A 26,956-nucleotide genomic window follows, 5' to 3' on the forward strand; every position below is an offset into this window, starting at 1 on the left:
CGGCCCCGCCCGCGCCGCACGCCGCGCGCGTCCTGCTCACCGAGCTCGCGGCCCACGGCGTGCGCGACGTCGTGCTCGCGCCCGGGTCCCGCAGCGCGCCGCTCGCCGCCGCCCTCGCCGACGCCGCCCTCCCCGAGGGCGAGCGCCCGGCCGGCGCTCCGGCGCTCCGGTTGCACGTGCGGGTCGACGAGCGCGACGCCGCGTTCATGGCGCTCGGCCTGGCGCGGGCGGCCGTCGTCGAGGGTGCCCCGCGCCCCGTCGCGGTCGTGACGACCTCCGGCACGGCGGTCGCCCACCTGCACGCCGCCGTGCTCGAGGCGCACCACGCGGGCCTCCCGCTGCTGCTGCTGACCGCCGACCGGCGCCACGAGCTCCGCGGCACGGGCGCGAACCAGACCACCGTCCAGGCCGGCATCTTCGGTCCCGCGGTGCGACTCGACGCCGACGTGCCGGCGCCCACCGGACGCCCCGGCGAGGACCGCGACCTGCGGCACCTGGTGACGCGGGCGGTCGCCGCGGCGCTCGGCACGCGCACCGCCGACCCCGGCCCCGTGCACCTCGACCTGGCGTACCGCGAGCCGCTCGGCGCCGACGACGCGGCGTGGCCAGCGCCGGACGCGGCCGGCAGGCCGGACGTCGTGGCGCGCGTGCCCGCGGGGTCGCCGCGCGCGGACGGGTGGGGCGCCCCGGAGCCCGCGGATCCGCCGGGTCCCGTCGTGGTGGTGGCCGGTGACGCCGCGGGGCCGGACGCGCGCCGGCTCGCGGAGGCCCGGGGGTGGCCGCTGCTGGCGGAGCCGTCGTCGGGCGCGCGCGGCGGACCGAACGCCCTCGCGGCCTACCGCCTGCTGCTCGCCGACCCGGACCTCGGCGGTCGGGTGCGGTCGGTCGTCCTGCTCGGCCGGCCGACGCTGTCCCGCCCGGTGAGCGCGCTGCTCGCCCGCGACGACGTCGACCTGACCGTGGTCGCGCCGTCGGGCGCGGGCTGGCCGGACGCCGGACGCGCGGCGGACCGCGTGCTGCCCGGTGTGCCGTCGTCCTGGCTGGCAGGTCCCGCGGGCGACCCCCGGTGGCTGGCGGCCTGGCAGCGCGCGGACGCCGCCGCGGCCGAGGCCCTCGACGCGCTGCTGGACGACGACCCGTCGGCGCCCCCGAGCCGCGGCACACCCCCCATGACCGGGCCGCGCGCGGTGCGGCACGTCGCGCGGGCGTGCCTGCCCGGCGACGTGCTCGTGGTCGGCTCCTCGAACCCCGTGCGGGACCTCGACCTGGTGGCGCGCTGGGACTCCCCACCCTCGGTGGTCGCCAACCGCGGCCTGGCCGGCATCGACGGCATGGTGTCCACGGCGGCCGGGGTCGCGCTCGGGCTGCCCGGGCGCCGGGTGCGGGCGCTCGTCGGCGACCTCACGTTCCTGCACGACGTGGGCGGCCTGCTGGTGCCCACGACGGAGCAGGTGCCGGACCTGCAGGTCGTGGTTCTCAACGACGGCGGCGGGTCGATCTTCGCGACCCTCGAGCACGGCGCGCCGGAGCGTGCCCGGGCGTTCGAGCGGGTGTTCGCGACGCCGCACGCCGCCGACCTGGCGGCGCTGTGCGCGGGGTACGGGGTGCGGCACGTGCGCGTCGGCGACGGGCCGGCGCTCGATGCCGCGCTCGCGGCGCCCGGCCGGGGGCTGTCGGTGGTCGAGGTCCGCGTCGACCGCGCCGACCGGCGCGCGCTCGGGGAGCGGCTGGCGGCCGCGGTGAGGGACGCGGTCCGGGGGCCCGCGGGGCGCTGACCTCCGTCGGCGCGCCGGTGGTCGCCCGCCGTCGTCGCCGAACTCGCAGCAGACTCCCAGGTTCCCCCGAGCGTCGCTCCAGGGGCGAGGAGTCTCATGGTCGGCGAGAAGGAGGAACCGACCATGACCAGCACCCCCGAGGGACACCGGCCGGACGCGGGCGCCGCGCAGCCGCAGCGTGACGAGCAGCTCGCCGCCGCGCCGCAGGCGCCCGCCCCCACCCAGCCCGTGCCCGCGCCGCAGGGCACCGCCCCGACCGAGCACCTCCCGCAGCACGACCGCGCCGCCGCCACCGAGCCGCTGGCGGCCACCCCGGCCGCCGGGCCGCAGGACCAGCCGCCGGCCGGCCCGCCCGCGTCCGCGACGCATCCGCAGGAGGCCCCGACCCAGCGCATCACGCCCGCGGCGACGCAGGCGGTGCCGCAGGCCGCCGCCCCGCAGCCCCCGTACCCCGCGCCGTACCACCACGGCGCGCCGCAGGCCCCCGCGCCGCAGCCGGGCCCCTACGCCCACGCCGCGGCGCAGCAGCCCGCCCCGGCACCGCAGCCCGCCGCCGGGCAGCCCGCCGCCGGACAGGGTGCCGCGGGCCACGACCCGCTGGCGGCCTTCCGCCGGCCGGCCCCGGCGGGCGAGGCCCCGGCCGGTCCGGGCGGCCCGGCCGTCCCCGGCCCCGGAGCCCCCGAGGGCGGGTCGCGGTCCCCGCGCAACCGCCTGTGGCTGCCGGTCGTCGGCGTCGCCGCGGCCGCGGCCCTGCTCGGCAGCCTCGGCACCGCGGCGCTCACCGGCGCGTTCGACGACCAGGACGGCGGCGGCTCCCGCGCCGCGGACATCTCGTCGATCGGCCGCTCCGAGAGCGACACCGTCCCGGTCTCGGGCTCCTCCACGGAGGACCCCGACTGGCAGGCCGTCGCGTCGGCCGTGCAGGCGTCCGTCGTCGCGATCCAGGTCACCACCAGCAACGGCGGGGCCGAGGGCTCCGGCGTGATCGTGGACTCCGAGGGTCACGTCGTCACCAACAACCACGTCGTGTCCGGCGCGGAGAACGGCGAGGTGCAGGTCACCCTCACCGACGGCCGCATCTTCACGGCCGACGTCGTGGGCACGGACCCGACCACGGACCTGGCCGTCGTGCAGCTGCGGGACGCCCCGGACGACCTGTCGCCCGCCACGTTCGGCAGCGTCGGGGACGTCGCGGTCGGCGACCCGGTCATGGCGGTCGGCAACCCGCTCGGCCTGGCCAACACCGTGACCACCGGCATCGTGTCCGCGCTCGACCGACCGGTGTCGACCACCGAGTCCGGGGCGTCCGACACCGTCGTGACGAACGCGATCCAGATCGACGCGGCCGTGAACCCCGGCAACTCCGGCGGTCCGCTGTTCGACGCGCAGGGCCGGGTCATCGGCATCACGTCGTCCATCGCCACCACGTCGAGCCAGTCCGGCTCGATCGGCCTGGGCTTCGCGATCCCGGTCGACGTGGTCGACATGATCTCCGGCCAGCTCATCCAGGACGGCACCGCGGAGCACGCGTTCCTCGGCGTCACCCTGGGCGACGGCACGGCCACCGCCGACGGCGTGACGCGCGCCGGGGCGACGGTCAAGAGCGTCTCCGACGGCACGCCGGCCGCGAAGGCCGGGCTGGAGCCCGACGACGTCATCGTCGCGATCGACGGCCGCGCCGTGGGCGGGGCGGAGTCGCTGACCGGCTACGTCCGGGCGCACGCGTCCGGCGACCAGGTCACCCTCACGGTGGTGCGCGACGGGAAGTCGATGGACGTCGACGTGACGCTCGCGACGCTCGAGGCCACCGTGACGCAGGACCAGGGCTCGGGCCAGGGAGGCTCCGAGCAGGGTGGTTCGGGCCAGGGCGGCTCCGAGCAGGGTGGTTCGGAGCAGGGCGAGCAGCAGTCGCCCGGCCAGGGCCCCGGCAGCCTGGAGGACATGACCCCCGAGCAGCTCTGGGAGTGGTTCCAGCAGCAGCAGCAGGGCCGCGGCTGACCCCGCGCCCCACGACCGCCCGGGCGGGTGACCCCCTGCCCCGTCCGGGCCTCCGGCGGCGGGTCCTGCCCCCCCGCCGCCGCACCGACGGCCCCCGTCGCAGCGCCCACCCCCGGCGCGCGGCGGGGGCCGCCGTCCGTCCGGTGCGCTGCCGCACCGCCGGGGTCGCGCGGTGGACGGGCCGGCGTCGTGAGCAGACCAGAACCGGTGCGTTCGGATCCGTTCGCGCGGACGCGCGCGGCGTGTCGGTGCGTGCGGATCCGATCGTCCGGGCGACGTGGGCCGGCGCGTCAGTCCGTCGCGAGCGCCGTCCGCATCGGGACCAGCTTCGCCCGCGACTCCGCGAGCTCCGCCGCCGGGTCGGACGCCGCGACGATGCCGCAGCCCGCGAACAGCCGCAGCCGGTGCGGGTCGTCCGGGTCGAGCTCGGCCGAGCGCAGCCCGATGCCCCACTCGCCGTCGCCGTCGGCGCCGACCCAGCCGACGGGTCCGGCGTACCGCGCGCGGTCCATGCCCTCGACGCGCCGGATCAGCGCCCGGGCGGCGTCGGTCGGCGTCCCGCACACCGCGGCCGTCGGGTGCAGCGCGGCCGCGAGCGCGAGCGAGGTCGGGTGCGGCACGTCGCCGCCCTCGCCGGCACCCGCGAGCACCCCGGTCACGTCGGACGCCAGGTGCAGCACGTTCGGCAGGTGCAGCACGAACGGCGCGTCGGGCACGTTGGTGGACGAGCAGAACGGCGCGAGCGCCCGGGCCACGGAGGTCACGGCGTACTCGTGCTCCTCGAGGTCCTTCGACGAGTGCGCGAGGATCGCGGCGTGCGCCAGGTCGGCGTCGTCGTCGCCGGTGCGCCGGATCGTCCCGGCGAGCACGCGCGAGGTGACCAGGCCCTTGTCCGACCGGACGAGCAGCTCCGGCGTCGCGCCGATCAGCCCGTCGACGGAGAACGTCCAGCAGGTCGGGTAGTGCTCCGCGAGGCGCCCGAGCGCGTGCCGGACGTCCAGCGGCTCCGTGGTGGTGGCCACCTCGTCGCGCGCGAGCACGACCTTGTCGACCTCGCCGGCGCGGATCGCGGCGACGCCGCGCGCCACGACCTCGGGCCAGTCCTCGGCCGGGACGGACCCGGAGGAGTACGTCACCTCGCCGGGGGCGCGCACGGGCGTCAGCCCGGCGACGTGCCGGGCGACCGTCGTCCAGTCGGGGGCGGGCCCGAGCGCGCCGGCCGTGCCGACCACCGTCAGCCAGGCGCGGCCGTCGCGGCGGCCCACGACGACCTCCGGCACCACGAGCACGCCGCCCGCCGCGGAGGCGTCGTCGAAGGCGAACGAGCCGAACGCCACCGGCCCGGTGCCGGGCAGCCGCACCTCGTCGCGGACCACCGCGTGAGCGACGACCTGCTGCCACGCCCGCTCGGCGTCGGCGAACCGCGTCGCGCCCGCGACCTCGACCCGCGCCGCCTCGCCCCAGCCGACCAGGCCGTCGCCGCGGCGCACCCACGTGAGCGGTGCGTCCTCGGGGAGCAGGGACAGCAGGTCGTCGGGGGCGTCGAGGGGGACGGTGCGCACCACGAGCGGCTCGGGGTGCGGGGACGCGGCGGTGCCGCGGTCGCCGAGGGGGCTGGTCATCGCCGACCAGGGTACGACCGCCACCGCCCTGCCCACGTCTTCGGCCCCGCCCACCCGGCCCCGTTCGGATCCGTCCACCCCGACGCGCTGGGCGTGCCCGTCCGTCCGGATCCGAACGCCGCCGACGACGGCCCCCCGCGTGCGCGCCCGCCCCCGGCGGACCTGACACCATGGCCCTATGCCCCGTGCCTCCCTCGACAAGGACCCCCGCGACGTCGCCAGCATGTTCGACGGCGTCGCCCGCCGGTACGACCTGACCAACGACGTGCTGTCGCTGGGCCAGGACCGCGCGTGGCGCCGCGCGACCCTCAAGGCGCTCGACGCCCTGCCGGGGGAGACGGTGCTGGACCTCGCGGCGGGGACGGGCACGTCCAGCGAGCCGCTGGCGGACGCCGGCGTCAAGGTCGTGCCGTGCGACCTGTCGACGGGGATGCTCACGGTCGGCAAGCGGCGGCGCCCGGACCTGCCGTTCACCGCGGGGGACGCGACGGCGCTGCCCTTCGCGGACGGGGTGTTCGACGCGGTGACCATCTCGTTCGGGCTGCGGAACGTCGTGGACACGGTCCGCGCGCTGCGGGAGATGCGCCGGGTGACCCGGCCGGGCGGCCGCCTGGTGGTGTGCGAGTTCTCGACGCCGTCCTGGGCGCCGTTCCGCGCCGTGTACGACGGCTACCTGACCCGGGCGCTGCCGGCGGTGGCGCGCGTGGTGGCGCGCGAGTCGGCGGCGTACACGTACCTCGCGGAGTCGATCCAGGACTGGCCGGACCAGGTCGGGCTGGCCCGGCTGCTGCACGAGGCGGGCTGGAGCTCGGTCGCGTACCGGAACCTGTCGGGCGGGATCGTCGCGCTGCATCGTGGGACGAATCCGGGACCCCGGTAGGACCAGTCGTGGGACGAAAGTCCCGCAGGTGCCCTGGTCAGGAGCGACGAGGCTACTGAGGCAAGCCTTCGCAGACAGGACCTTGGTCCGATCACTAGACTCGGCCTGAAACAGGTGTGAAGGCATTCACAAATGGGGCGAACTGTGCACAGTGGCAAGAGCGACGACGCGGACGTCATCGTCGTCGGCGCCGGACCCGGTGGGTCCAGCGCGGCCTACCACTGCGCCGCCGCCGGGCTGTCCGTGCTGCTGCTCGACAAGGCCTCCTTCCCGCGCGACAAGGTCTGCGGCGACGGCCTGACCCCGCGCGCCGTGGCTGAGCTCGCCCGCATGGGCGTCCCGCTGCGCGAGGAGGACGGCTGGATCCGCAACGTCGGCCTGCGCGTCCTCGGCGGCGGGCACGTCGTCGAGCTGCCGTGGCCCGAGCTGTCGTCCTACCCGTCGTACGGGCTGGCGCGCTCGCGGATGTCGCTGGACCACCTGCTGCTGGAGCACGCCCGCGCCGCCGGCGCCAAGGTGCAGGAGCGCACCAACGTCACCGGCCCGCTGCTGGACGAGCGCACCGGCCGCGTGGTCGGCGTGCAGGCGCGCCCGGTCGACGCGGACGGCCGCCGCGCCGGCGACCCCGTCACGTACCGCGCGCCGGTGGTCATCGCGGCCGACGGCGTCTCCGCCCGCCTCGCGACCGGCCTCGGCCTGGAGAAGCGCGACGACCGCCCCCTGGGCGTGGCCGTCCGCACGTACTTCCGCACCCCGCGCCACGACGACCCGTGGATGGAGAGCCACCTCGAGCTCTGGGACGGCGTGCCCCACGCGTCGAACCTCATGCCCGGCTACGGCTGGATCTTCTCGCTCGGCGACGGCACCGCGAACGTCGGCCTCGGCTCGGTGTCCTCCACGGCCGCCGCCACGAAGGTCGACTACAAGGACCTCTTCGCGAAGTGGATGGCGAACGCCCCCGCGGAGTGGGAGTTCACCCCGGAGAACCAGCTCGGCCCCGTCCGCGGGGCCGCGCTGCCGATGGGGTTCAACCGCGGCCCGCTGTACGGCCGCGGCCTCATGCTGGTCGGCGACGCGGCCGGCATGGTGAGCCCGTTCAACGGCGAGGGCATCGCGTACGCCCTGCAGGCCGGCCGGGTCGCGGCGGACGCGATCGTCCAGGCCACCGCGCGGGGCACCGCCGCCGGACGGGAGCGCGCGCTCGCCACCTACGGCTCGCGCATGAAGGACGACCTGGGCGGCTACTACTCGCTCGGCCGGGTGTTCGTGAAGCTCATCGAGCACCCCCAGGTCATGCGCGTGTGCACGCGGTACGGGCTGCCCCGCCCGACCGTCATGAAGCTCACGCACAAGCTGCTCGCCGACTGCTACGAGCCGCGCGGCGGCGACTGGGCGGACCGGACGATCGCGGCGCTCGCACGGCTGGCGCCGGCCGCATGACCGCACCACCCTGACGAGGGGGACCTCGCCCGTCCCCGCCGTCCCACGACCGGCCCGCACTCCACCCCCCACCGGGAGAGCAAACCGATGACCAACCCGTACATCCCCCTCCTCGTCATGATGGGGGTGGCTGCCGTCCTCGCCGTCGGCGGCCTCGCCGCCAGCGCCGTGATCGGCCCCAAGCGGTACAACCGCGCGAAGCTCGAGGCCTACGAGTGCGGCATCCAGCCGACCCCGCACGCCGTGGGCGGCGGGCGGTTCCCGGTGAAGTACTACCTGGTCGCGATGACCTTCATCATCTTCGACATCGAGGTCGTGTTCCTGTACCCGTGGGCGGTGTCCTTCGCCGAGCTCGCGGTGTTCGGGCTGGTGGCGATGATGGGGTTCCTGGCGCTGATCACGGTGCCGTTCCTGTACGAGTGGCGCCGCGGCGGCCTGGAGTGGGACGAGGACTGACATGGGTATCGAAGAGGCCCCCTCGGGGTTCCTGCTGACCTCGGTCGAGACGCTCGCGGGCCTGGTCCGCAAGGCGTCGCTGTGGCCGGTGACGTTCGGCCTCGCGTGCTGCGCGATCGAGATGATGGCGACGGGCGGGTCCCGGTTCGACATCTCCCGGTTCGGCATGGAGGTGTTCCGGGCGTCGCCGCGGCAGTCCGACCTCATGATCGTCGCGGGCCGCGTGAGCCAGAAGATGGCGCCGGTCGTGCGGCAGGTCTACGACCAGATGGCCGAGCCCAAGTGGGTGCTCTCCATGGGCGTCTGCGCGAGCAGCGGCGGCATGTTCAACAACTACGCGATCGTGCAGGGCGTCGACCACATCGTGCCGGTCGACATCTACCTGCCGGGCTGCCCCCCGCGCCCGGAGATGCTGCTGAACGCGATCCTCGAGCTGCACGAGCAGATCAAGAACGAGCCGCTCGGCCGGGACCGCGCCGAGATCGCGCGCAAGGTCGAGGCCGCCGCGCTCCAGGCCGCCCCCACCTCGCACATGACGGGACTGCTGCGATGAGCGACGAGAAGCGCGACGCCGCCGAGGCCGCGAAGGCCGGTGACGCGTCCGGCGCGGACGCCGGCGCGCAGACGACGAGCGAGGCGGCCCTCGAGGCCGGCTCGCAGAACGTGCCCGCCGACCGGACGCTGCCGCTGGAGGTCGTCACGACCCGGCAGGGCATGTTCGGCGTGCACGGCTCGGGCGACACGTCCGGGTTCGGCGGCCTGGTGCAGACCGTGGCGCTGCCCGGCCCGAGCGAGCGGCCGTACGGCGGCTGGTTCGACGAGGTCGTCGACGTGCTGACCGAGTTGCTGGACGCCTCCGGCACGGGGGCGGACGCCGCGCTGGAGTCCGTCGTCGTGGACCGCGGCGAGCTCACGCTGAACATCGCCCGGGAGCACCTCGTCGAGGTCGCGCAGCACCTGCGCGACGACCAGGACCTGCGGTTCGAGCTCTCGCTCGGCGTCAGCGGCGTGCACTACCCGCACGACACGGGCCGCGAGCTGCACGCCGTCTACCACCTGGTGTCGGTCACCCACGGCCGCCGCCTGCGTCTCGAGGTGGCCGCCCCCGAGGGCGACGCCACGATCCCCAGCACCGTCGGGGTCTACCCGGCGAACGACTGGCACGAGCGGGAGACCTGGGACTTCTTCGGCATCGTCTTCACCGGCCGCACCGACCTGGCGCGGATCGAGATGCCGGACGACTGGCCCGGGCACCCGCAGCGCAAGGACTACCCGCTCGGCGGCATCCCGGTCGAGTACAAGGGCGCGACCATCCCGCCGGCCGACCAGCGGAGGCAGTACTCATGACGACCCAGACCCCTCCGGACGTCCACGCCACGGGCCACGTGGTCGACGACGAGACCGTCGGCCTGCGCACCTTCGAGGCGACGGGCGGCGACTGGTCCGACATCGCCGAGGAGGCCGCCCGGCTCGGCGAGCAGCGCATCGTCGTCAACATGGGCCCGCAGCACCCGTCCACGCACGGCGTGCTCCGGCTCATGCTCGAGATCGACGGCGAGACGGTGACCGAGGCCCGCGCGGGCATCGGGTACCTACACACCGGCATCGAGAAGAACATGGAGTTCCGCACCTGGACCCAGGGCGTGACGTTCTGCACCCGCATGGACTACGTCGCCCCGCTGTTCCAGGAGGCCGCGTACTGCCTGGCGGTCGAGAAGCTGCTGGGCATCACGGACGACGTCCCGGAGCGCGCCACCCAGATCCGGGTGCTGATGATGGAGCTGAACCGGATCTCCTCGCACCTGGTGTGCCTCGCGACCGGCGGCAACGAGCTGGGCGCGACGACGATCATGACGATCGGGTTCACGGCCCGCGAGGAGATCCTGCGGATCTTCGAGCTCATCAGCGGCCTGCGCATGAACCACGCGTACATCCGCCCCGGCGGCGTCGCGCAGGACATCCCCCCGGGCGCGCTCGACTCCATCCGCGAGGCGCTGGTCGGCGTGCGGCGCTACATGAAGCAGCTCGAGGACCTCATGCTCGGCCAGCCGATCCTCAAGGGGCGGCTGCAGAACGTGGGCGTGCTGAACCTCGCGGGCTGCATGGCGCTGGGCATCACCGGCCCGATGCTCCGGTCGACCGGCCTGCCGTACGACGTGCGCAAGGCCGCGCCGTACTGCGGCTACGAGACCTACGACTTCGACGTCCCGGTCGCCGAGGGCTCCGACTGCTGGGACCGCATGGTCCTGCGCATCGAGGAGTGCTACCAGTCGATGCGGATCATCGACCAGGTGCTCGAGCGCCTGCAGGCCGGCGGCCAGCGCGGCGGGGCCCCGGTCATGGTCGGCGACAAGAAGATCGCGTGGCCGGCGCAGCTCGCGATCGGCTCGGACGGCATGGGCAACTCGCTCGACCACATCCGCGAGATCATGGGCACCTCGATGGAGGCCCTGATCCACCACTTCAAGCTCGTGACCGAGGGCTTCCGGGTCCCGGCGGGGCAGGCGTGGCAGACCGTCGAGCACCCCCGCGGCGAGCTCGGCGTGCACCTGGTCTCCGACGGGGGCACCAAGCCGTACCGGGCGCACTTCCGCGACCCGTCGTTCAACAACCTGCAGGCCGTCTCGGTGCTGTGCGAGGGCGGCCAGGTGGCGGACGTCGTCTGCTCGGTCGCCTCCATCGACCCGGTGCTCGGAGGGGTGGACCGCTGATGACCACGATCGACCACCCGCGCGTGCCCGGCAGCGGCCGTCCCCGCGCGGCGTACGACGAGGAGACGCGTGCCCGGCTCGCCGCCGACGCCGCGCAGGTCGTCGCCCGCTACCCCGACAGCCGGTCGGCCCTGCTGCCGCTGCTGCACCTCGTGCAGAGCGAGGACGGCTACGTCAGCCCGGCGGGCGTCGCGTTCTGCGCGCAGACGCTGGACCTGTCGACCGCGCAGGTCTCGGCGGTCGCGACGTTCTACACGCAGTACAAGCGCCGCCCCAACGGCGAGTACACGGTGGGCGTCTGCACGAACACGCTCTGCGCGATCATGGGCGGCGACGCGATCTGGGAGGACCTCACCGAGCGCCTCGGCGTGGGGAACGACGAGACGACGGCCGACGGCAAGATCACGCTCGAGCGCATCGAGTGCAACGCGGCCTGCGACTTCGCGCCGGTGATGATGATCAACTGGGAGTTCTTCGACAACCAGACGCCGGAGTCCGCGGCGGAGGTCGTCGGGAAGCTCATCGCGGGGGAGCCCGTGGCCCCGACCCGCGGCCCCTCCCGGGTGCAGACGTTCAAGCAGGTCTCGCGGGTGCTCGCCGGGTTCTCCGACGGGCTCGCCGACGAGGGCGTCGCGGCCGGTCCCGCCACCCTGCGGGGCCTGGAGCTGGCGCGCGAGAAGGGCTGGAGCGCCCCGGCGCTCGACGGCTCCGACGCGCCGGCGGCCGAGCCCGCCGCCCCCGCCACGCAGGCCCCCGCGGCCGGCTCCGCCCCGCAGCCCGGCGGCACGCAGTCCAGCGTCGACCGGCCCGCGGCCGGCGCGCCGGAACGCACCGCGGAGCAGGAGAAGGCCGAGCACCGCGCCGACGACACCAGCGAGCCCGCGGGCGACACGCCCTCCACCGACACCCCCGCGAAGGAGTCGTGATGGCCGAGACGACGCTGACCCCGGTGCTCTCCGAGCGCTGGGACGCCGACCGCCCGTGGACGCTCGGCACGTACGAGTCGAAGGGCGGCTACCAGGGCCTGCGCAAGGCGCTGTCCATGGACGCCGCCGACGTGGTGACCGTGGTCAAGGACTCCGGCCTGCGCGGCCGCGGCGGCGCCGGCTTCCCGACGGGCATGAAGTGGGGCTTCCTGCCCGCGCCCGACGGCGGCCCGCGCTACCTCGTGGTCAACGCCGACGAGTCCGAGCCGGGCACCTGCAAGGACATCCCGCTCATGCTCGCGGACCCGCAGGTGCTGGTGGAGGGCGTGGCGATCACGTCGTACGCCATCGGCTGCCACCACGCGTTCATCTACCTGCGCGGCGAGGTCGTGCACGTCTACCGCCGGCTGCTCAAGGCCGTCGAGGAGGCGTACGCCAAGGGCTACCTCGGCAAGAACATCCTGGGCAGCGGGTACGACCTGGAGGTCACCGTGCACGCCGGCGCCGGCGCGTACATCTGCGGCGAGGAGACGGCGCTGCTCGACTCGCTCGAGGGCCGCCGCGGCCAGCCGCGCCTCAAGCCGCCGTTCCCCGCCGTCGCCGGCCTGTACGCGCGGCCGACCGTCGTCAACAACGTCGAGTCGATCGCGTCCGTCCCCGGCATCGTGCTCGGCGGCTCGGACTGGTTCCGCCGCATGGGCACCGACCGGTCGCCGGGGCACGGCCTGTTCTCGCTGTCCGGCCACGTGCAGCGGCCCGGTCAGTACGAGGCGCCGCTCGGCATCACGATGCGGGAGCTGCTGGAGATGGCCGGCGGGGTCCGCGAGGGCCACGAGCTGAAGTTCTGGACCCCGGGCGGGTCCTCGACGCCGATCTTCACGGCCGAGCACCTCGACGTGCCGCTCACCTACGAGGAGGTCGGCGCCGCCGGCTCCATGCTCGGCACCCGCGCCCTGCAGGTGTTCGACGACACCGTGTCGGTCGTCAAGGCCGTCTCCCGGTGGACGCAGTTCTACAAGCACGAGTCCTGCGGCAAGTGCACGCCGTGCCGCGAGGGCACGTTCTGGCTGGCGCAGGTGCTCGGGCGCCTCGAGGCCGGCCAGGGCACCCCGGGCGACATCGACCTGCTGCTCGACCTGTGCGACAACATCCTCGGCAAGGCGTTCTGCGCCCTCGGGGACGGCGCCACCAGCCCGATCACCTCCGCCATCCAGTACTTCCGGGAGGAGTTCGAGGCCGGCACCCACACCCCGGCGGACGTGCTGTTCCCGCCGGAGCGCTCGGCCCTCTTCCCCTACACGCCGCGCCGCACCGGCCAGCTCGCGGGAGCCCACGCATGACAGTCACAGCGTCCAAGCCCTCCGGCGCCCCCACGCCCACGGACGGCGTCACGTTCACGATCGACGGCATCGAGACCACCGTGCCGAAGGGCACCCTGGTCATCCGCGCCGCCGAGGAGCTCGGGATCCAGATCCCGCGGTTCTGCGACCACCCGCTGCTCGCGCCGGCCGGCGCCTGCCGGCAGTGCCTCGTCGAGGTCTGGGCCCCGGGGCGCGACGGCAACCTCGCGAAGATGCCGAAGCCCCAGGCCTCCTGCACCCTGACCGCCACCCCCGGCATGGAGGTGCGCACGCAGCGCACGTCGGCCGAGGCGGACAAGGCGCAGCACGGCGTCATGGAGCTGCTGCTCATCAACCACCCGCTGGACTGCCCGGTCTGCGACAAGGGCGGCGAGTGCCCCCTGCAGAACCAGGCGATGTCGAACGGCCGCGCCACGAGCCGGTTCGTCGACGTCAAGCGGACGTTCCCGAAGCCGCTGGCGATCTCGACCGAGATCCTCCTGGACCGCGAGCGCTGCATCCTGTGCCAGCGCTGCACCCGGTTCTCCCGGGAGATCGCGGGCGACCCGTTCATCGACCTGCAGAAGCGCGGCGCGATGCAGCAGATCGGCCGCTTCGACGCCGACGTGCTCGGCTTCGCGGGCGCCGACGGCGGCGTCGGCGGCGTCGGCGAGACCATCGAGGACGCGGACCGGCTGCCGGCCGGCGGCGTCTTCCTCGGCGCCGACATCCCGGTCGGCCCCGCCGAGGACGACGAGTCCGGCTCGCCGTTCGCGTCCTACTTCTCCGGCAACACCGTGCAGATCTGCCCGGTCGGCGCGCTGACCGGCGCGGCGTACCGGTTCCGCGCCCGGCCGTTCGACCTGGTGTCGACGCCGGGCGTCGCGGAGCACGACTCCTCCGGCGCGGCGATCCGCGTCGACCACCGGCGCGGCGTCGTGCTGCGTCGCCTCGCGGGCGAGGACCCGGAGGTCAACGAGGAGTGGATCACCGACAAGGACCGCTTCGCGTTCACCTGGCAGGCCGCGGCCGACCGCATCACGACCCCGCTGGTGCGGGACGTCGCGGCGGACGGCACGAAGTGTGAGCTGCACCCGGCCTCCTGGGCCGAGGCCCTGGAGGTCGCGGCGCACGGCCTGGAGCAGGCCCGCGCGGCCGGCGGCGTGGGCGTGCTGCCCGGTGGCCGCCTGACCGTCGAGGACGCCTACGCGTACGGCAAGTTCGCCCGCGTCGTGCTCGGCACCAACGACGTCGACCTGCGCGCCCGGCCGCACTCGGACGAGGAGCTCGCGTTCCTCGGCCACGCGGTCGCGGGCACCGGGCTCGGCGTGACGTTCCGCGACCTGGAGGCCGCGCCGGCCGTGCTGCTGGCGGGCCTGGAGGCCGAGGAGGAGGCCGGCGTCGTGTTCCTGCGGCTGCGCAAGGGCGTGGTCGCGGGCCGGACGCGCGTGCTGTCCGTCGCGCCGCTCGCGAGCCGCGGGCTGGAGCGCCTGGACGGCACGCTGATCAAGGCCGCGCCGGGCACCGAGCCCGAGGTCCTCGACGCCATCGGCTCCGGCGAGCTGGCCGACGCCGGTGCCGCGCTCGGCGCCGAGGGCGCGCTGGTGCTCGTGGGCGAGCGGCTCGCCGCCGTGCCGGGCGCCCTGTCGGCCGCGCTGCGGCTGGCGGAGCGCACGGGCGCGCGCCTGGCGTGGATCCCGCGCCGCGCGGGCGAGCGCGGCGGTGTCGAGGCCGGCGCCCTGCCGACCCTGCTGCCGGGCGGCCGCCCCGTCGCCGACGCGGCGGCCCGCGTCGACGTGGCCGCGGCCTGGGACGTCGAGCACCTGCCGGCGGAGCCGGGCCGTGACACCTCGGCGATCCTCGCCGCGGCGGCGGACGGCACGCTGGGCGGCCTGCTGGTCGGCGGGCTCGAGCCCCGCGACCTGCCGGACCCGGCAGCGGCGCGCGCCGCGCTGGCCGCCGCGGGGTTCGTGGTCTCGCTGGAGGTCCGGGCGTCCGAGGTCACCGCCCTGGCCGACGTGGTGCTGCCCGTCGCGCCCCCGGTGGAGCGCCCCGGCACGTTCGTCAGCTGGGAGGGCCGCCCGCGGCCGTTCCCGCAGGCCCTGACGTCGACCGCCATGGCCGACCACCGCGTCCTCGACGCGCTGGCGGACGAGCTCGGCGTCGCCCTCGGCCTGCGCACGATCGCCGACGTGCACGCCGACGCGGACGCGCTGACCGGCGAGTGGGACGGCGCCCGGGTGCCCGCGCCCGCCGCCGCCTCCGCCGAGCCGCCGGCCGTCGCGCCCGGGCACGCCGTGCTCGCGACGTGGCACCAGCTGCTGGACGCCGGCCGGCTGCAGGACGGCGAGCCGTTCCTGGCCGGGACCGCGAAGCGCCCGGTCGCCCGGCTGTCGGCCGCGACGGCCGCCGCAGCCGGGATCGAGCCGGGCGGTCGCGTCACGGTGTCCACCGACGCGGGCGCGATCACGCTGCCCGTCGTGGTGACCGACATGGTCGACCACGTCGTGTGGCTGCCCACCGCGTCCGCCGGCAGCCAGGTCCGGGACGCGCTCCACGCGCTGCCGGGCGACCTGGTCCGGGTCGCGGCCGCCGCCCCCGCCGCCCCCGACGCCACCGACGCCGGGACCGGCGCCGACGAGGAGGTCACCGCATGAGCGCCGTGCTCAGCCCCGTGCTCACCGGCCTGCCGGCCGCGCTGCCCGCGGCCGCCGTCGACGGCGGCGCCGCCGACTTCAGCCAGGACGTGTTCTGGGTCTGGCTGCTCAAGGCGGTCGGCATCCTGGTGTTCCTGCTGCTGAGCGTGCTCATCGCCATCTGGTTCGAACGCCGCGTGGTCGGCCGGATGCAGCTGCGACCCGGCCCGAACGTCCACGGCCCGTTCGGCCTGTTCCAGTCGCTGGCCGACGCGATGAAGCTCCTGCTCAAGGAGGACATGACGGTCAAGGCCGCCGACAAGGTGGTCTACATCGTCGCGCCGTTCATCGCGGTGTTCTGCTCGCTGCTGACGTACGCGGTGATCCCGTTCGGCCCGGAGGTCTCGATCTTCGGCGTGGTGACGCCGCTGCAGCTCACGGACTTCCCGGTCGCGGTGCTGTACATCCTCGCGTGCGCGTCCGTGGGCGTGTACGGCATCGTGCTCGGCGGCTGGTCGTCCAACTCGACCTACCCGCTGCTGGGTGCCGTGCGCTCGACCGCGCAGGTCATCTCCTACGAGCTCGCGATGGGCCTGTCGCTGGTCAGCGTCTTCATCCTCGCGGGGTCCATGTCGACCTCGGAGATCGTCGGCTCGCAGACCACCCTGTGGTGGCTCATCCCGCTGGCGCCGGCGTTCGTCATCTACGTGATCTCGATGGTCGGCGAGACCAACCGCCTGCCGTTCGACCTCCCGGAGGCCGAGGGCGAGCTCGTCGGCGGGTACACCACCGAGTACTCCTCGATGAAGTTCGCGTGGTTCTTCCTCGCCGAGTACATCAACATGCTCAACGTCTCCGCGGTGGCGACCACGCTGTTCTTCGGCGGCTGGCGCGCCCCGTGGCCGCTGTCGGCGATCAACGACGGCATGTTCAACACCGGCTGGTGGCCGCTGCTGTGGTTCGTCGCCAAGGTCTGGCTGTTCATGTTCCTGTTCGTGTGGATCCGCGGCACGCTGCTGCGGTTCCGGTACGACCAGTTCATGAAGTTCGGCTGGAAGGTGCTCATCCCGGCCGCCCTGGTGTGGCTGGTGTGCGTCGCGGTGGTCCAGGGCGTCCGCCAGTTCGCCGAGGTCGACCTGCAGACCCTGATGTTCGTCCTCGCGGGCGTGATCGTCGCGATCGTCCTCGTGTCGTTCCTCATCCCGGAGAAGAAGCCGGAGCCGGAGCCGGACCGCTCGGACGAGCCGTTCGACGCGTTCGCCGGCGGCTTCCCGGTCCCGCCGCTGCCCGGCCAGACGCTGCCGCCCTCGCCGCGCGCGCTGCGTCGCCAGGCCCAGGCGCCCGCGTCCCCCGCGCTGGTCGGCGGTCCCGCCGCCGGCGCGTCCGACGAGGGCGACGCCCCCGAGTCCCCCACCCAGGAGGTGCCGCGTGGCTGACACGCCCGACAAGTCCGTCGCGAAGGCCGACGGCGGCGGCGAGGTCGCCGCCGCGGGCCGGGTGCGGCCGTACGAGTCGCTGATCCCGAAGCGCAGCGCGGTGGCCGACGCCCTCGCGCCCGCCGCCGGGTTCGGCGTGACGCTGAAGAACTTCTTCAGCCGCACCGTCACCGAGCAGTACCCGTTCGAGACGGCGCCCGTGAAGCCGCGGTTCCACGGCCGGCACCAGCTCAACCGGTACCCGGACGGCCTGGAGAAGTGCATCGGCTGCGAGCTGTGCGCGTGGGCGTGCCCCGCGGACGCGATCTACGTCGAGGCCGCCGACAACACCCCGGACGAGCAGTTCTCGCCCGGGGAGCGCTACGGCCGCGTCTACCAGATCAACTACCTGCGCTGCATCTTCTGCGGCCTGTGCATCGAGGCGTGCCCGACGCGCGCGCTCACGATGACCAACGACTTCGAGCTGGCCGGCCCGACCCGCGAGGGCCTCATCTACGAGAAGCAGGACCTGCTCGGCCCGCTCGTCGACGGCATGCTCGCGGCGCCCCACCCCATGGTGGAGGGGACGACCGACACCGAGTACTACCGCGGCGAGGTCACCGCGCCCACGCCGGCCCAGGTCGACTGGGTCGCGGAGCACCGGCCCGACGACGAGACGCTCGAGGCGGCACGCGCCCGGGCCGGGGCGGCGGGCACGACCCAGCCGGTGGGCGGGGAGGCCCGATGAGCCCGAGCACCGCCGAGGCGGTCCTGTTCTGGGTGCTGGCGCCGATCATGGTGCTCGCGGCCCTCGGCCTGCTGTTCGCGCGCAAGGCCGTGCACGCGGCCCTGTGCGTGATCACGGTCATGATCTCGCTGGCGTTCCTCTACATCGCGCAGGAGGCGCCGTTCCTCGGCGTCGTCCAGGTGGTCGTGTACACCGGCGCGGTCATGATGCTGTTCCTGTTCGTCCTCATGCTCGTCGGCGTCGACGCGTCCGACTCGCTGGTGGAGACCATCCGCGGCCAGCGCTGGATCGGCTGGCTCGCCGGCGTGGGTCTCGCGGTCGTGCTGGTGTCGGTGATCGGGCGGGCGACGTTCCCGGCCGCCGCCGGGCTGGAGTCCGCGAACGCCGACGGGAACCCGGTGGGCGTCGCGCGGATCGTGTTCGGGCAGCACGTCTTCGGCCTCGAGGTCGTCGGCGCCCTGCTCGTCACGGCCGCGCTCGGCGCGCTGGTGCTCACGCACCGGCAGCGCCTCAAGCCGCTGGTGAAGCAGCCCGAGCGGGCGGCCGCGCGCGTCGCGGCCGGCGCCCGCCTGACCCCGCTGCCCGCCCCCGGCGTGTACGCCCGGCACAACGCGATGGACGTGCCCGCGCTCGACCCGCAGGGCAACCCCATCGACGAGTCCGTCCCGCGCGTGCTGCGCATCCGCGGCCAGGAGGCCGGCACGGCGGAGTTCCGCGCCGACACCTACCGGCGCGCCGTCACCGCCGTCCTCGCGGAGCGCGGCACCGCCGTCACGCCCGACGAGGTCGAGGCCGCCCTGGGGACGAGCACGGACGACGAGCCCCGCCCGCCCGCCGCACCGCCGGGCACGACCACCGGACCGCAGACCGACATCGACCTCGGCGGCGCCTCGACCCGGACGGAGACGCAGCCGTGACGCTGACGAACTACCTGGTGCTGTCCGCGATCCTGTTCTCGCTCGGCGCCGCGACGGTGCTGCTGCGCCGGAACGCGATCATCGTCTTCATGGGCGTCGAGCTCATGCTCAACGCGACGAACCTCGCCCTGGTCACCTTCTCCCGGATGCACGGGGACCTGACGGGCCAGGTCATGGCCTTCTTCGTCATGGTCGTCGCCGCCGCGGAGGTGGTCGTCGGGCTGGCGATCATCGTGTCGATCTTCCGCACGCGGAAGTCGGCGTCCGTCGACGACATCAACCTGCTGAAGAGCTGAGGGGACCGTGGACCTTTCCTCCGTCGCCGCGCTGCTGGTCGCGGTACCGCTGGCGAGTGCGGCCCTGCTGCTGCTCCTGGGGCGCCGCAGCGACCGCTGGGGCCACTGGCTCGGCGTGGTCGCCTCCGCGTCCGCGTTCGCGGTCGGCGCCTACCTCCTGGTGGACCTGCTCGGCCGGCCCTCCGACGAGCGGGTGCTCGACCTGCACCTGTTCGACTGGATCTCCGCGGGCCGGTTCGACCTGGCCGCGGGGCTGCGGGTCGACCCGCTGTCGCTGACGTTCGTCCTGCTCGTGACCTTCGTGGGCACGCTGATCCACCTCTACTCGGTCGCGTACATGGAGCACGACGCCGCGCGGCGCCGGTTCTTCGCGTACCTCAACCTCTTCATCGCCGCGATGCTGATCCTGGTGCTCGCGGACTCCTACCTCCTGCTGTTCGTCGGCTGGGAGGGCGTGGGTCTCGCGTCGTACCTGCTCATCGGGTTCTGGAACCACCACACGCCGTACGCCGTGGCCGCGAAGAAGGCGTTCGTCGCCAACCGCGTCGGCGACATCGGCCTGCTGGTCGCGATGATGCTCATGTTCGCGACGTTCGGCACGGTGTCGTTCGAGGGCGTCGCCGCGGGCGTCGAGGGCGGGCTCGCGTCCACCGCGACGCTCACCGCGACGGGCCTGATGCTGCTGCTCGCGGCCTGCGGCAAGTCGGCGCAGTTCCCGCTGCAGTCCTGGCTCGGTGACGCGATGGCCGGCCCCACGCCGGTGTCCGCGCTCATCCACGCGGCGACCATGGTCACCGCGGGCGTCTACCTCATCGTGCGGTCCGCGCCGGTGTTCGAGGGCGCGCCGACCGCGCAGCTCGTCGTGACGATCATCGGCGCGATCACGCTGGTGCTCGGGGCGGTCATCGGCTCCGCGAAGGACGACATCAAGAAGGCGCTCGCCGCGTCGACCATGTCGCAGATCGGCTACATGGTGCTCGCCGCGGGTCTCGGCCCCATCGGGTACGCGTTCGCGATCTTCCACCTCGTGACCCACGGCTTCTTCAAGGCCGGCATGTTCCTCGGTGCCGGGTCGGTCATGCACGGCATGGACGACCAGACCGACATGCGGCGCTTCGGTGGCCTGCGCAAGTACATGGTCATCACGTGGGTGACGTTCGGCGCCGGCTGGCTCGCGATCCTCGGCGTCCCGCCGTTCTCGGGCTTCTGGTCGAAGGACAAGATCATCGAGTCCGCGTTCGTGGTCCCGGAGGGCGCCGGCGAGTGGCGGGCGTGGGTGTTCGGCCTGGTCGCGCTGATCGGCGCCGGCATCACCGCGTTCTACATGTCGCGGTTGTTCTTCATGACGTTCCACGGGCGCAAGCGCTGGACCCGTGACGAGGCCGGCCACGAGCCGCACCCGCACGAGTCGCCCGCGCTCATGACGATCCCGATGATCGTGCTGGCGCTGGGCTCCGTCGCGCTCGGCTTCGTGCTCCAGCTGGGCGGCGGGTTCACCACCTGGCTCGAGCCCGTCACCGGGCACGTGGAGCACCACGAGCCGGTGCTGCCGGTCCTGGTCATCCAGGTCGTGACGCTCGTGGCGGTCGCCGCCGGGGCGCTCCTCGCCTGGCGCCAGTACGGCGCGCTGCCGGTCCCCGAGACCGCGCCCGCCGGCTCCCCGCTGACCCGCGCCGCGCGCGTCGACCTGTACCAGGACGCCGTGAACGACGCCCTGCTGGTCGAGCCCGGCCGGCACCTGACCCGCTCGCTCGTGTTCGGCGACCGCACCGCGGTCGACGGGGCGTTCACGGGCCTCGGCCGGCTGACGGTCGGGATCGGGGAGCTCGTGCGCAAGGCGCAGACCGGGTACGCCCGGCAGTACGCCGCCACGATGCTGCTCGGCCTGGTCGTCCTCGCGGTCGTCGTCCTGGCGCCTCGGATCTGAGGGGATGTTGATGTCGACTGTCGCCGTCACCACGGACGTGCCGTGGCTGACCCTCCTCATCGTGTGGCCGCTGGTCGGCGCGCTGGTGCTCTGGGCGCTGCCCGGGGCCACGGCCGCCGACGGGACCGCCACCGGTGCCCGCCGCTGGTCGCGCCAGGTCGCGCTCGGCGTCGCCCTCGTCGAGGTCGTCCTCGCGCTCGGCGCGCTGCGGGCGTTCGACACGGCCGCGGCCGGGGTGCACCAGCTCACCGAGACCCACGGGTGGATCCCGCAGCTCGGCGTCTCGTACGCCGTGGGCGTCGACGGCGTCGGGCTCGCGCTCGTGCTGCTGTCCGTCGTCCTGGTGCCGGTCGTGATCCTCGCGGCCTGGCGCGAGCAGGGCAGCGGGGAGGCCGCCACCAACCGGCTGCGGCACTACTTGGCGCTCGTGCTCGTGCTGACCGCGTTCATGGTCGCCGTGTTCGCGGCCCGGGACGTGTTCCTGTTCTACGTGCTGTTCGAGGCCATGCTGATCCCGGTCTACTTCATGATCGGCGCGTTCGGCGGGCCGCAGCGGCGGTACGCGGCCGTGAAGTTCCTGCTGTTCTCGCTCGCGGGCGGGCTCATCATGCTGGCGGGCGTCATCGCGCTCTACCTGCAGGGCCCGCGCGGCGAGCAGGGCTTCCTGGTGGACAACCTGGTCGGCAACCTCGACCTGTCGACCAGCACCGAGCGCTGGCTGTTCCTCGCGTTCTTCCTCGCGTTCGCGATCAAGGCGCCGATGTTCCCGGTCCACACCTGGCTGCCGGACGCCGCCGAGCAGGCGCCCGCGGGCACCTCGACGCTGCTGGTCGGCGTGCTCGACAAGGTCGGCACCTTCGGGATGCTCACGCTCTGCCTGCCGCTGTTCCCGGAGGCCTCCCGCTGGGCGGCGCCGGTGATCATCGTCCTGGCGATCGTGTCGATCTTCTACGGCGCGCTGCTGGCCATCGGGCAGCAGGACCTGTTCCGGCTCGTCGCGTACACGTCGGTGTCGCACTTCGGGTTCATCGTGCTGGGCATCTTCGCCTTCACGTCGACGTCCATCGCCGGCTCGTCGTTCTACATGGTCAACCACGGCCTCTCCACCGGCGCGCTGTTCCTCCTGGTCGGCTTCCTCGCCGCCCGCCGCGGGTCCGCCCGCATCGAGGACTTCGGCGGCCTGCAGAAGGTCACCCCGGTGCTCGCCGGCACGTTCCTGGTCACCGGCCTGTCGGCGCTCTCGCTGCCCGGCCTGTCGACCTTCGTGTCGGAGTTCCTGGTCGTCGTCGGCACGTTCGCCGCGAACCGCCCGGCCGCGGTGGTCGCCGTCGTCGCCGTGGTGCTCGCCGCGATCTACGTGCTGTGGACGTACCAGCGGGTGTTCACCGGCCCCGTCCGCGACGAGCTCGCGGGCACCCGGGACCTCGGCGGACGCGAGCGGTGGGTCGTCGGCCCGCTCATCGCGATCATGCTGGTGCTCGGCTTCTACCCCGCCCCGGCGCTGCGGCTGGTCGACCAGCCCGCCGCCGAGTCGGTCACGCAGGTGGGCGTCGCCGACGCCCCGGACACCCCGGTCGCGCTGACCGGTGACGACGAGGGGAGCGACCAGTGAGCGCGTTCACCGTGCCCGAGATCGCCTGGGCGCAGCTGACGCCGGTGCTGCTGGTGCTGGGTGCCGCGGTGGTGGGCGTGCTCGTCGAGGCGTTCGTGCCCCGGCGCGCCCGCCGGCCCGTGCAGCTCACGCTGACGCTCGTCGCGCTCGCCGCGGCGGTGGTCGCCGTCGCCGCCCTCTGGTCCGACGTCAAGGACACCGGCGGGACCGACGTGCTCGGCGGCTCGCTGCTGGTGGACGGCCCCACGCTGGTCCTCCAGGGCACGCTGGCGCTGCTGGCCCTGCTCGCGGTGCTCGTCATCGCGGACCGCACCGACACCGGGGAGGACGCGTTCGCCCCGCAGGGCGCGGCCGTCCCCGGCTCCGGCTACGAGGAGGCGGCGCGCGTCGCCGGCCTGCAGCAGACCGAGGTCTACCCCCTGGTGCTGTTCGCGACCGGCGGCATGCTGATCTTCCCGGCCACCGGGGACCTGCTCACGCTGTTCGTCGCGCTCGAGGTGCTGTCCCTTCCGCTGTACCTGCTGGCCGGGCTGTCCCGCCGGCGTCGCCTCCTGAGCCAGGAGGCGTCCATGAAGTACTTCCTGCTCGGGTCGTTCGCGTCCGCGCTGCTGCTGTTCGGCATCGCCCTGCTGTACGGGTTCTCCGGCTCGCTGCGGTTCGCCGACATCGCCGCGGCCGTCCGCACCGTGACCGGCATGGACGGTCTGCTGCTCGCGGGCGCGCTGCTGGTGCTCGTCGGGCTGCTGTTCAAGGTCGGCGCCGTGCCGTTCCACTCCTGGACGCCGGACGTGTACCAGGGCGCCCCGACGCCGATCACCGGCTTCATGGCCGCGTGCACCAAGGTCGCCGCGTTCGGCGCCCTGCTGCGGGTGTTCTACGGCGTGCTTCCGGACCTGCGCTGGGACCTCGAGCCGATGATGTGGACCGTCGCCATCGCCACGATGGTGGTCGGGACGGTCGTCGCGCTCGTGCAGACCGACATCAAGCGCGTGCTGGCGTACTCGTCGATCGCGCACGCGGGCTTCGTGCTCACCGGCGTCGTCGCGCTCACGGAGTCGGGCATCACGGCGGTGCTGTTCTACCTGCTGGCGTACGGCGCGGCGACGATCGGTGCCTTCGGGATCGTGTCCCTGGTGCGCGAGCGCGGGTCGGTCCGCGCGGCGCAGTCCGAGCGCGTGCCGCTGCTGGTCGCCGCGGGTGCGGCGCCGGCCGGTGCCACGGCGCTCGCGTCCGCCCCGACGGTCGGCAGCACGGCCGACGTCGCGGGGACCGGCGGCCCGGTGGACGCCGCGGACGAGGCGCGGGAGCTCGAGCGGACGGAGCCCGGCGCCGACGGGAGCGAGCCGGTCGGGGCCGGCGGCGCCGACCCGGTCGAGGCCGAGGGCGCCGACCCCGTCGAGGCCGAGGGCCCGGTGCTCGGCGAGGCCACGCACCTGTCGCAGTGGGCGGGGCTCGGCCGGACGAACCCGGTGCTGGCCACCACGTTCGCGCTGTTCCTGCTCTCGTTCGCGGGCATCCCGCTGACCGCCGGCTTCACCGGCAAGTTCGCGGTGTTCTCCGCGGCGGTCGACGGCGGCGCCTGGCCGCTCGCCGTGGTCGGCGTGCTCGCCTCGGCGGCGGCGGCGTTCTTCTACGTGCGGATCATCGTCCTGATGTTCTTCACCAGCCCGCACGGCGGCCCGCAGGACGGCGACGACGAGGCCCGCCCGGGCGCCGTCGTGGTCGGATCGCAGGGCCTGGCGATCGTGTCGATCGGCCTCTGCGCGGTGCTCACCGTCGCCCTCGGCGTGTTCCCCGGCCCGGTCCTGGACGCGATCGCCGGCGTCGCCCAGCTCCTGCCGTGACCCCCGCGGCCGCCCGGTCCGGTGCCTGCGCGCCGGGCCGGGCGGCCGCGTCGGTTCTGCCCGGGCCCGCGCGGCCAGATAGGTTCGTCCCGTGACATCCCCGACCACCCTGCCGCTCGCCGACGCCGCGCTCGCCGAGCGCATCGCGGGACGCCTCGACCTGGTCGAGGAGCGCCTGCGCTCCGCCGTCGCGTACGCCGACCCGCTCGTCGACGACGCCGCGCACCACCTCGCGAACGCCGGCGGCAAGCGCCTGCGACCGCTGCTGACCCTGCTGGCCGCCGAGCTCGGGGACGGCGCCCGCGACGAGGTGCTCCAGGCGGCGGTCGTCGTCGAGCTCACGCACCTCGCGTCGCTGTACCACGACGACGTCATGGACTCCGCTCCGCTGCGCCGGGGCGCGCCCGCCGCGCACGAGGTCTGGGGCAACTCCGTCGCGATCCTCGTCGGGGACCTGCTGTTCGCGCGCGCGTCCACCACCGTCGCGCACCTCGGCCCCGAGGCGGTGCTCATCCAGGCCGGCACGTTCGAGCGGCTCTGCCTCGGGCAGCTCCACGAGTCGATGGGCCCGGGGGAGCACGGCGACCCCGTCCAGCACTACCTGCAGGTGCTGGCCGACAAGACCGCCTCGCTCATCGCGACGTCCGCGCGGCTCGGCGCCATGTACGGCGGCTGCAGCCCCGAGGTCGTCGAGACCGTCGCGGCGTTCGGCGAGCGCATCGGTGTGGCGTTCCAGCTCGCCGACGACGTGCTGGACCTCACCTCCGAGGGTGCCGTGTCCGGCAAGACGCCCGGCACCGACCTGCGCGAGCAGGTGCCGACCATGCCGGTGCTGCTGCTCCGCGAGCGCGCGGCCGCCGGGGGCGACCCGGCCGACGTCGCGCTCGTCGCCCGGCTCGACGGCGACCTGTCGGACGACGCCGTGCTCGCCGAGACCGTCGCCGCCCTGCGGGCGCACGACGTCGTCGCGGAGACCCGCCGCCGGGCGTCCGCGCTCGTCGAGGAGGCCGTGGCCGTCCTCGCGCCGCTGCCCGACGGGCCCGTCAAGGACTCGTTCGTCTCGTTCGCCGACGCCCTGGTGGACCGGGCGTCCTGACCGGGCGCCGGACGGTCCGCGTACAGCCGCCGCGGGCCGGGCGCGAGCAGGGGGAGGCATGACCACGGACCACGCCGGTGCGCGATGCGCCGTGTGCGGGGCGGCGCTCGAGCCGGGGGCGGCGTTCTGCGGCGCCTGCGGGGCGCGCACGGCCGCGCCGGCGGGTGGCGCACCGTCGCCCGTCACCGGCGGGGCGTCCTCGGCCCCCGTGGCACCCCCGGTCCCGGCGTGGCGCGGGTCGCTCGCGGCCGGCACGGTGGTGGCGCGCGCGTGGGCCGGGGACGCCGACCTCGACGAGCTGGCCGCGCCGGTCTGGCGGCGCCTCGTGGCGCTCCTCGTCGACCAGGTGGTGGCGCTCGCCGCGGGCGGGCTCGCCACGCTGGCGGTGCTGCCGACGCTCCGCGACGGGGACACCGGGTCGCTGCTCGTCCCCGCGCTCGTGCTGCTCGTCCTCGGGGCGGCCCAGTGGTTCGCCGAGGCGTTCGCGGGCCGGACCCTCGGCGGCGCGCTGCTCGGCACCCGCACGGTCTCCGTCCGGACCGGCCGGCCGGCGGGACTGTGGGCGGTCCTCGTGCGGTCGGTCGTCCAGGCCGCCGGCGTGCTGCTCGGCGGGATCGGGCTCTACGTGGTCGCGGGCTCCGGAGCCTGGGACGAGGGCCCCGCGCAGCGCGGCTGGCACGACAAGGCCGCGGGGACGATGGTGCTCCGCGCGCGGGCGCAGGGTCGGGCGGGGGAGCGTTCGGCGTCGGCGTCGGCGTCGGCGTCGGCGACGCCGGGGGCGGTAGCGCCCGTGTCGGTGGCGCCCGGGGCGGAGGCGGTGGGTTCGTCGCTCTCACCTTCGCCGACGTCCCCGCCCCCGGTTGCCGGGGCTCCCTCGTCCGTGGCTCCTGCGGCGTCTGCGCCCGCCGCTCCTGCGGCTCCTGCGGCTGCTGCGGCTCCTGCTCCGGCCGCAGCAGCCTCACCCACCCCGGCCACACCGCTGCCCGGCTCGCTGCCGCCCGCGTCTCCGACGCCTGGTGCTGCGTTCCCGTCGGAGCCTCCGAGCGTGACGCCTCGGGCGGTGCCGGACATCCCGCCCGCGGGCGGGCTCGCTCCTGCCGACCCGCTCGTTCCTGCCGCGTTCCCGTCGGAGCCTCCGAGCGTGACGCGTCAGGCGGTGCCGGACGTCCCGCCCGCGGACCTGCTCGCTCCTGCCGACCCGCTCGCTTCTGCCGCGTTCCCGTCGGAGCCTCCCGGTGAGACACCTGCCGCCCCGCCGCGCCCCCGGTCGCAACCGCCGTCCCCGGGGTCGGCTGGCCCGGCGCGCAGCGGGCCCCG

The 26,956-nt window shown here is 74.8% G+C and carries 21 protein-coding genes; 20 read left to right on the forward strand and 1 reads right to left on the reverse strand.

Going from position 1 to position 26,956, the window contains the following annotated elements; all coding sequences use genetic code 11:
- Together menD and AAHH18_RS12235 are read left to right on the forward strand one after the other, a co-directional pair.
- Positions 1–1,775 (forward strand): 2-succinyl-5-enolpyruvyl-6-hydroxy-3-cyclohexene-1-carboxylic-acid synthase (gene menD, locus AAHH18_RS12230; protein ID WP_343301819.1); only part of this gene is annotated, 1,775 nt, incomplete at its 5' end.
- A 123-nt stretch (positions 1,776–1,898) separates the two neighbouring features.
- Positions 1,899–3,773 carry a S1C family serine protease gene (locus AAHH18_RS12235; protein WP_343301820.1) on the forward strand — a complete coding sequence of 625 codons (1,875 nt, stop codon included), beginning with the start codon at positions 1,899–1,901 and terminating at the stop codon, positions 3,771–3,773.
- Between the two features lie 290 nt (positions 3,774–4,063).
- On the opposite strand, the gene AAHH18_RS12240 is transcribed toward AAHH18_RS12235, so the two are convergent.
- Positions 4,064–5,395 (reverse strand): isochorismate synthase, encoded by a 1,332-nt coding sequence (locus AAHH18_RS12240; protein WP_343301821.1) that lies wholly within the window; start codon positions 5,393–5,395, stop codon positions 4,064–4,066.
- Between the two features lie 178 nt (positions 5,396–5,573).
- On the opposite strand from AAHH18_RS12240, the gene AAHH18_RS12245 reads away from it, so the two are divergent.
- The 18 genes from AAHH18_RS12245 to AAHH18_RS12330 all read left to right on the forward strand — a co-directional run.
- Entirely contained in the window at positions 5,574–6,275 is a 702-nt protein-coding gene (locus AAHH18_RS12245; protein WP_283321661.1) for a demethylmenaquinone methyltransferase, read from the forward strand.
- Between the two features lie 132 nt (positions 6,276–6,407).
- Positions 6,408–7,715, forward strand: coding sequence for a geranylgeranyl reductase family protein (locus AAHH18_RS12250; RefSeq protein ID WP_343301822.1), 1,308 nt, complete (start codon positions 6,408–6,410; stop codon positions 7,713–7,715).
- 87 nt (positions 7,716–7,802) lie between these two features.
- A complete protein-coding gene (locus AAHH18_RS12255; RefSeq protein ID WP_283321659.1) occupies positions 7,803–8,171 on the forward strand; it encodes an NADH-quinone oxidoreductase subunit A in 369 nt (122 codons plus the stop codon).
- A 1-nt stretch (position 8,172) separates the two neighbouring features.
- Positions 8,173–8,724 carry a NuoB/complex I 20 kDa subunit family protein gene (locus AAHH18_RS12260; protein ID WP_222171197.1) on the forward strand — a complete coding sequence of 184 codons (552 nt, stop codon included), beginning with the start codon at positions 8,173–8,175 and terminating at the stop codon, positions 8,722–8,724.
- Positions 8,721–9,518: an NADH-quinone oxidoreductase subunit C gene (locus tag AAHH18_RS12265; RefSeq protein ID WP_343301823.1), complete on the forward strand. Its 798-nt coding sequence runs from the start codon at positions 8,721–8,723 to the stop codon at positions 9,516–9,518. The genes AAHH18_RS12260 and AAHH18_RS12265 overlap by 4 nt, the downstream gene beginning before the upstream one ends.
- Positions 9,515–10,882 carry an NADH-quinone oxidoreductase subunit D gene (locus tag AAHH18_RS12270; protein ID WP_222171199.1) on the forward strand — a complete coding sequence of 456 codons (1,368 nt, stop codon included), beginning with the start codon at positions 9,515–9,517 and terminating at the stop codon, positions 10,880–10,882. The genes AAHH18_RS12265 and AAHH18_RS12270 overlap by 4 nt, the downstream gene beginning before the upstream one ends.
- Positions 10,882–11,808: an NADH-quinone oxidoreductase subunit NuoE gene (gene nuoE, locus AAHH18_RS12275; protein WP_343301824.1), complete on the forward strand. Its 927-nt coding sequence runs from the start codon at positions 10,882–10,884 to the stop codon at positions 11,806–11,808. Before AAHH18_RS12270 ends, nuoE begins: the two co-directional genes overlap by 1 nt.
- Positions 11,808–13,148, forward strand: coding sequence for an NADH-quinone oxidoreductase subunit NuoF (gene nuoF / locus AAHH18_RS12280; protein ID WP_343301825.1), 1,341 nt, complete (start codon positions 11,808–11,810; stop codon positions 13,146–13,148). Before nuoE ends, nuoF begins: the two co-directional genes overlap by 1 nt.
- On the forward strand, positions 13,145–15,805 hold the full coding sequence (locus AAHH18_RS12285; protein ID WP_343301826.1) for an NADH-quinone oxidoreductase subunit G: 2,661 nt from the start codon (positions 13,145–13,147) through the stop codon (positions 15,803–15,805). Before nuoF ends, AAHH18_RS12285 begins: the two co-directional genes overlap by 4 nt.
- Entirely contained in the window at positions 15,802–17,220 is a 1,419-nt protein-coding gene (nuoH, locus tag AAHH18_RS12290) for an NADH-quinone oxidoreductase subunit NuoH (RefSeq protein ID WP_343301827.1), read from the forward strand. Before AAHH18_RS12285 ends, nuoH begins: the two co-directional genes overlap by 4 nt.
- Positions 17,213–17,947, forward strand: a complete 735-nt coding sequence (nuoI, locus tag AAHH18_RS12295) for an NADH-quinone oxidoreductase subunit NuoI (protein ID WP_459349130.1) — start codon at positions 17,213–17,215, stop codon at positions 17,945–17,947. The genes nuoH and nuoI overlap by 8 nt, the downstream gene beginning before the upstream one ends.
- Positions 17,944–18,864 carry an NADH-quinone oxidoreductase subunit J gene (locus AAHH18_RS12300; protein ID WP_283321652.1) on the forward strand — a complete coding sequence of 307 codons (921 nt, stop codon included), beginning with the start codon at positions 17,944–17,946 and terminating at the stop codon, positions 18,862–18,864. Before nuoI ends, AAHH18_RS12300 begins: the two co-directional genes overlap by 4 nt.
- Positions 18,861–19,160, forward strand: a complete 300-nt coding sequence (nuoK, locus tag AAHH18_RS12305; RefSeq protein ID WP_146833940.1) for an NADH-quinone oxidoreductase subunit NuoK — start codon at positions 18,861–18,863, stop codon at positions 19,158–19,160. Before AAHH18_RS12300 ends, nuoK begins: the two co-directional genes overlap by 4 nt.
- Before the next feature lie 7 nt (positions 19,161–19,167).
- Positions 19,168–21,087, forward strand: a complete 1,920-nt coding sequence (nuoL, locus tag AAHH18_RS12310; RefSeq protein ID WP_343301828.1) for an NADH-quinone oxidoreductase subunit L — start codon at positions 19,168–19,170, stop codon at positions 21,085–21,087.
- Positions 21,088–21,097: 10 nt separating this feature from the next.
- Positions 21,098–22,699 (forward strand): NADH-quinone oxidoreductase subunit M, encoded by a 1,602-nt coding sequence (locus AAHH18_RS12315; RefSeq protein WP_343301829.1) that lies wholly within the window; start codon positions 21,098–21,100, stop codon positions 22,697–22,699.
- Positions 22,696–24,543 carry an NADH-quinone oxidoreductase subunit NuoN gene (gene nuoN, locus AAHH18_RS12320; RefSeq protein ID WP_343301830.1) on the forward strand — a complete coding sequence of 616 codons (1,848 nt, stop codon included), beginning with the start codon at positions 22,696–22,698 and terminating at the stop codon, positions 24,541–24,543. Before AAHH18_RS12315 ends, nuoN begins: the two co-directional genes overlap by 4 nt.
- Before the next feature lie 91 nt (positions 24,544–24,634).
- Entirely contained in the window at positions 24,635–25,639 is a 1,005-nt protein-coding gene (locus AAHH18_RS12325) for a polyprenyl synthetase family protein (RefSeq protein ID WP_283321648.1), read from the forward strand.
- 58 nt (positions 25,640–25,697) lie between these two features.
- Positions 25,698–26,956 (forward strand): RDD family protein (locus AAHH18_RS12330; RefSeq protein WP_343301831.1); only part of this gene is annotated, 1,259 nt, incomplete at its 3' end.

It is taken from the genome of Cellulomonas olei (assembly GCF_039548315.1).
Taxonomy (GTDB): Bacteria; Actinomycetota; Actinomycetes; order Actinomycetales; family Cellulomonadaceae; genus Cellulomonas.

Excerpts from the sequence above, each read along its gene's own strand:
- nuoF (WP_343301825.1), top strand. The coding sequence starts at position 11,808 with ATGGCCGAGACGACGCTGACCCCGGTGCTCTCCGAGCGCTGGGACGCC.
- AAHH18_RS12270 (WP_222171199.1), top strand. The coding sequence starts at position 9,515 with ATGACGACCCAGACCCCTCCGGACGTCCACGCCACGGGCCACGTGGTC.
- AAHH18_RS12245 (WP_283321661.1), top strand. The coding sequence starts at position 5,574 with ATGCCCCGTGCCTCCCTCGACAAGGACCCCCGCGACGTCGCCAGCATG.
- AAHH18_RS12255 (WP_283321659.1), top strand. The coding sequence starts at position 7,803 with ATGACCAACCCGTACATCCCCCTCCTCGTCATGATGGGGGTGGCTGCC.
- AAHH18_RS12315 (WP_343301829.1), top strand. The coding sequence starts at position 21,098 with ATGTCGACTGTCGCCGTCACCACGGACGTGCCGTGGCTGACCCTCCTC.
- AAHH18_RS12240 (WP_343301821.1), bottom strand. The coding sequence starts at position 5,395 with ATGACCAGCCCCCTCGGCGACCGCGGCACCGCCGCGTCCCCGCACCCC.
- AAHH18_RS12300 (WP_283321652.1), top strand. The coding sequence starts at position 17,944 with ATGAGCCCGAGCACCGCCGAGGCGGTCCTGTTCTGGGTGCTGGCGCCG.
- AAHH18_RS12260 (WP_222171197.1), top strand. The coding sequence starts at position 8,173 with ATGGGTATCGAAGAGGCCCCCTCGGGGTTCCTGCTGACCTCGGTCGAG.
- AAHH18_RS12285 (WP_343301826.1), top strand. The coding sequence starts at position 13,145 with ATGACAGTCACAGCGTCCAAGCCCTCCGGCGCCCCCACGCCCACGGAC.
- nuoH (WP_343301827.1), top strand. The coding sequence starts at position 15,802 with ATGAGCGCCGTGCTCAGCCCCGTGCTCACCGGCCTGCCGGCCGCGCTG.
- nuoE (WP_343301824.1), top strand. The coding sequence starts at position 10,882 with ATGACCACGATCGACCACCCGCGCGTGCCCGGCAGCGGCCGTCCCCGC.
- AAHH18_RS12235 (WP_343301820.1), top strand. The coding sequence starts at position 1,899 with ATGACCAGCACCCCCGAGGGACACCGGCCGGACGCGGGCGCCGCGCAG.
- AAHH18_RS12265 (WP_343301823.1), top strand. The coding sequence starts at position 8,721 with ATGAGCGACGAGAAGCGCGACGCCGCCGAGGCCGCGAAGGCCGGTGAC.
- AAHH18_RS12250 (WP_343301822.1), top strand. The coding sequence starts at position 6,408 with ATGGGGCGAACTGTGCACAGTGGCAAGAGCGACGACGCGGACGTCATC.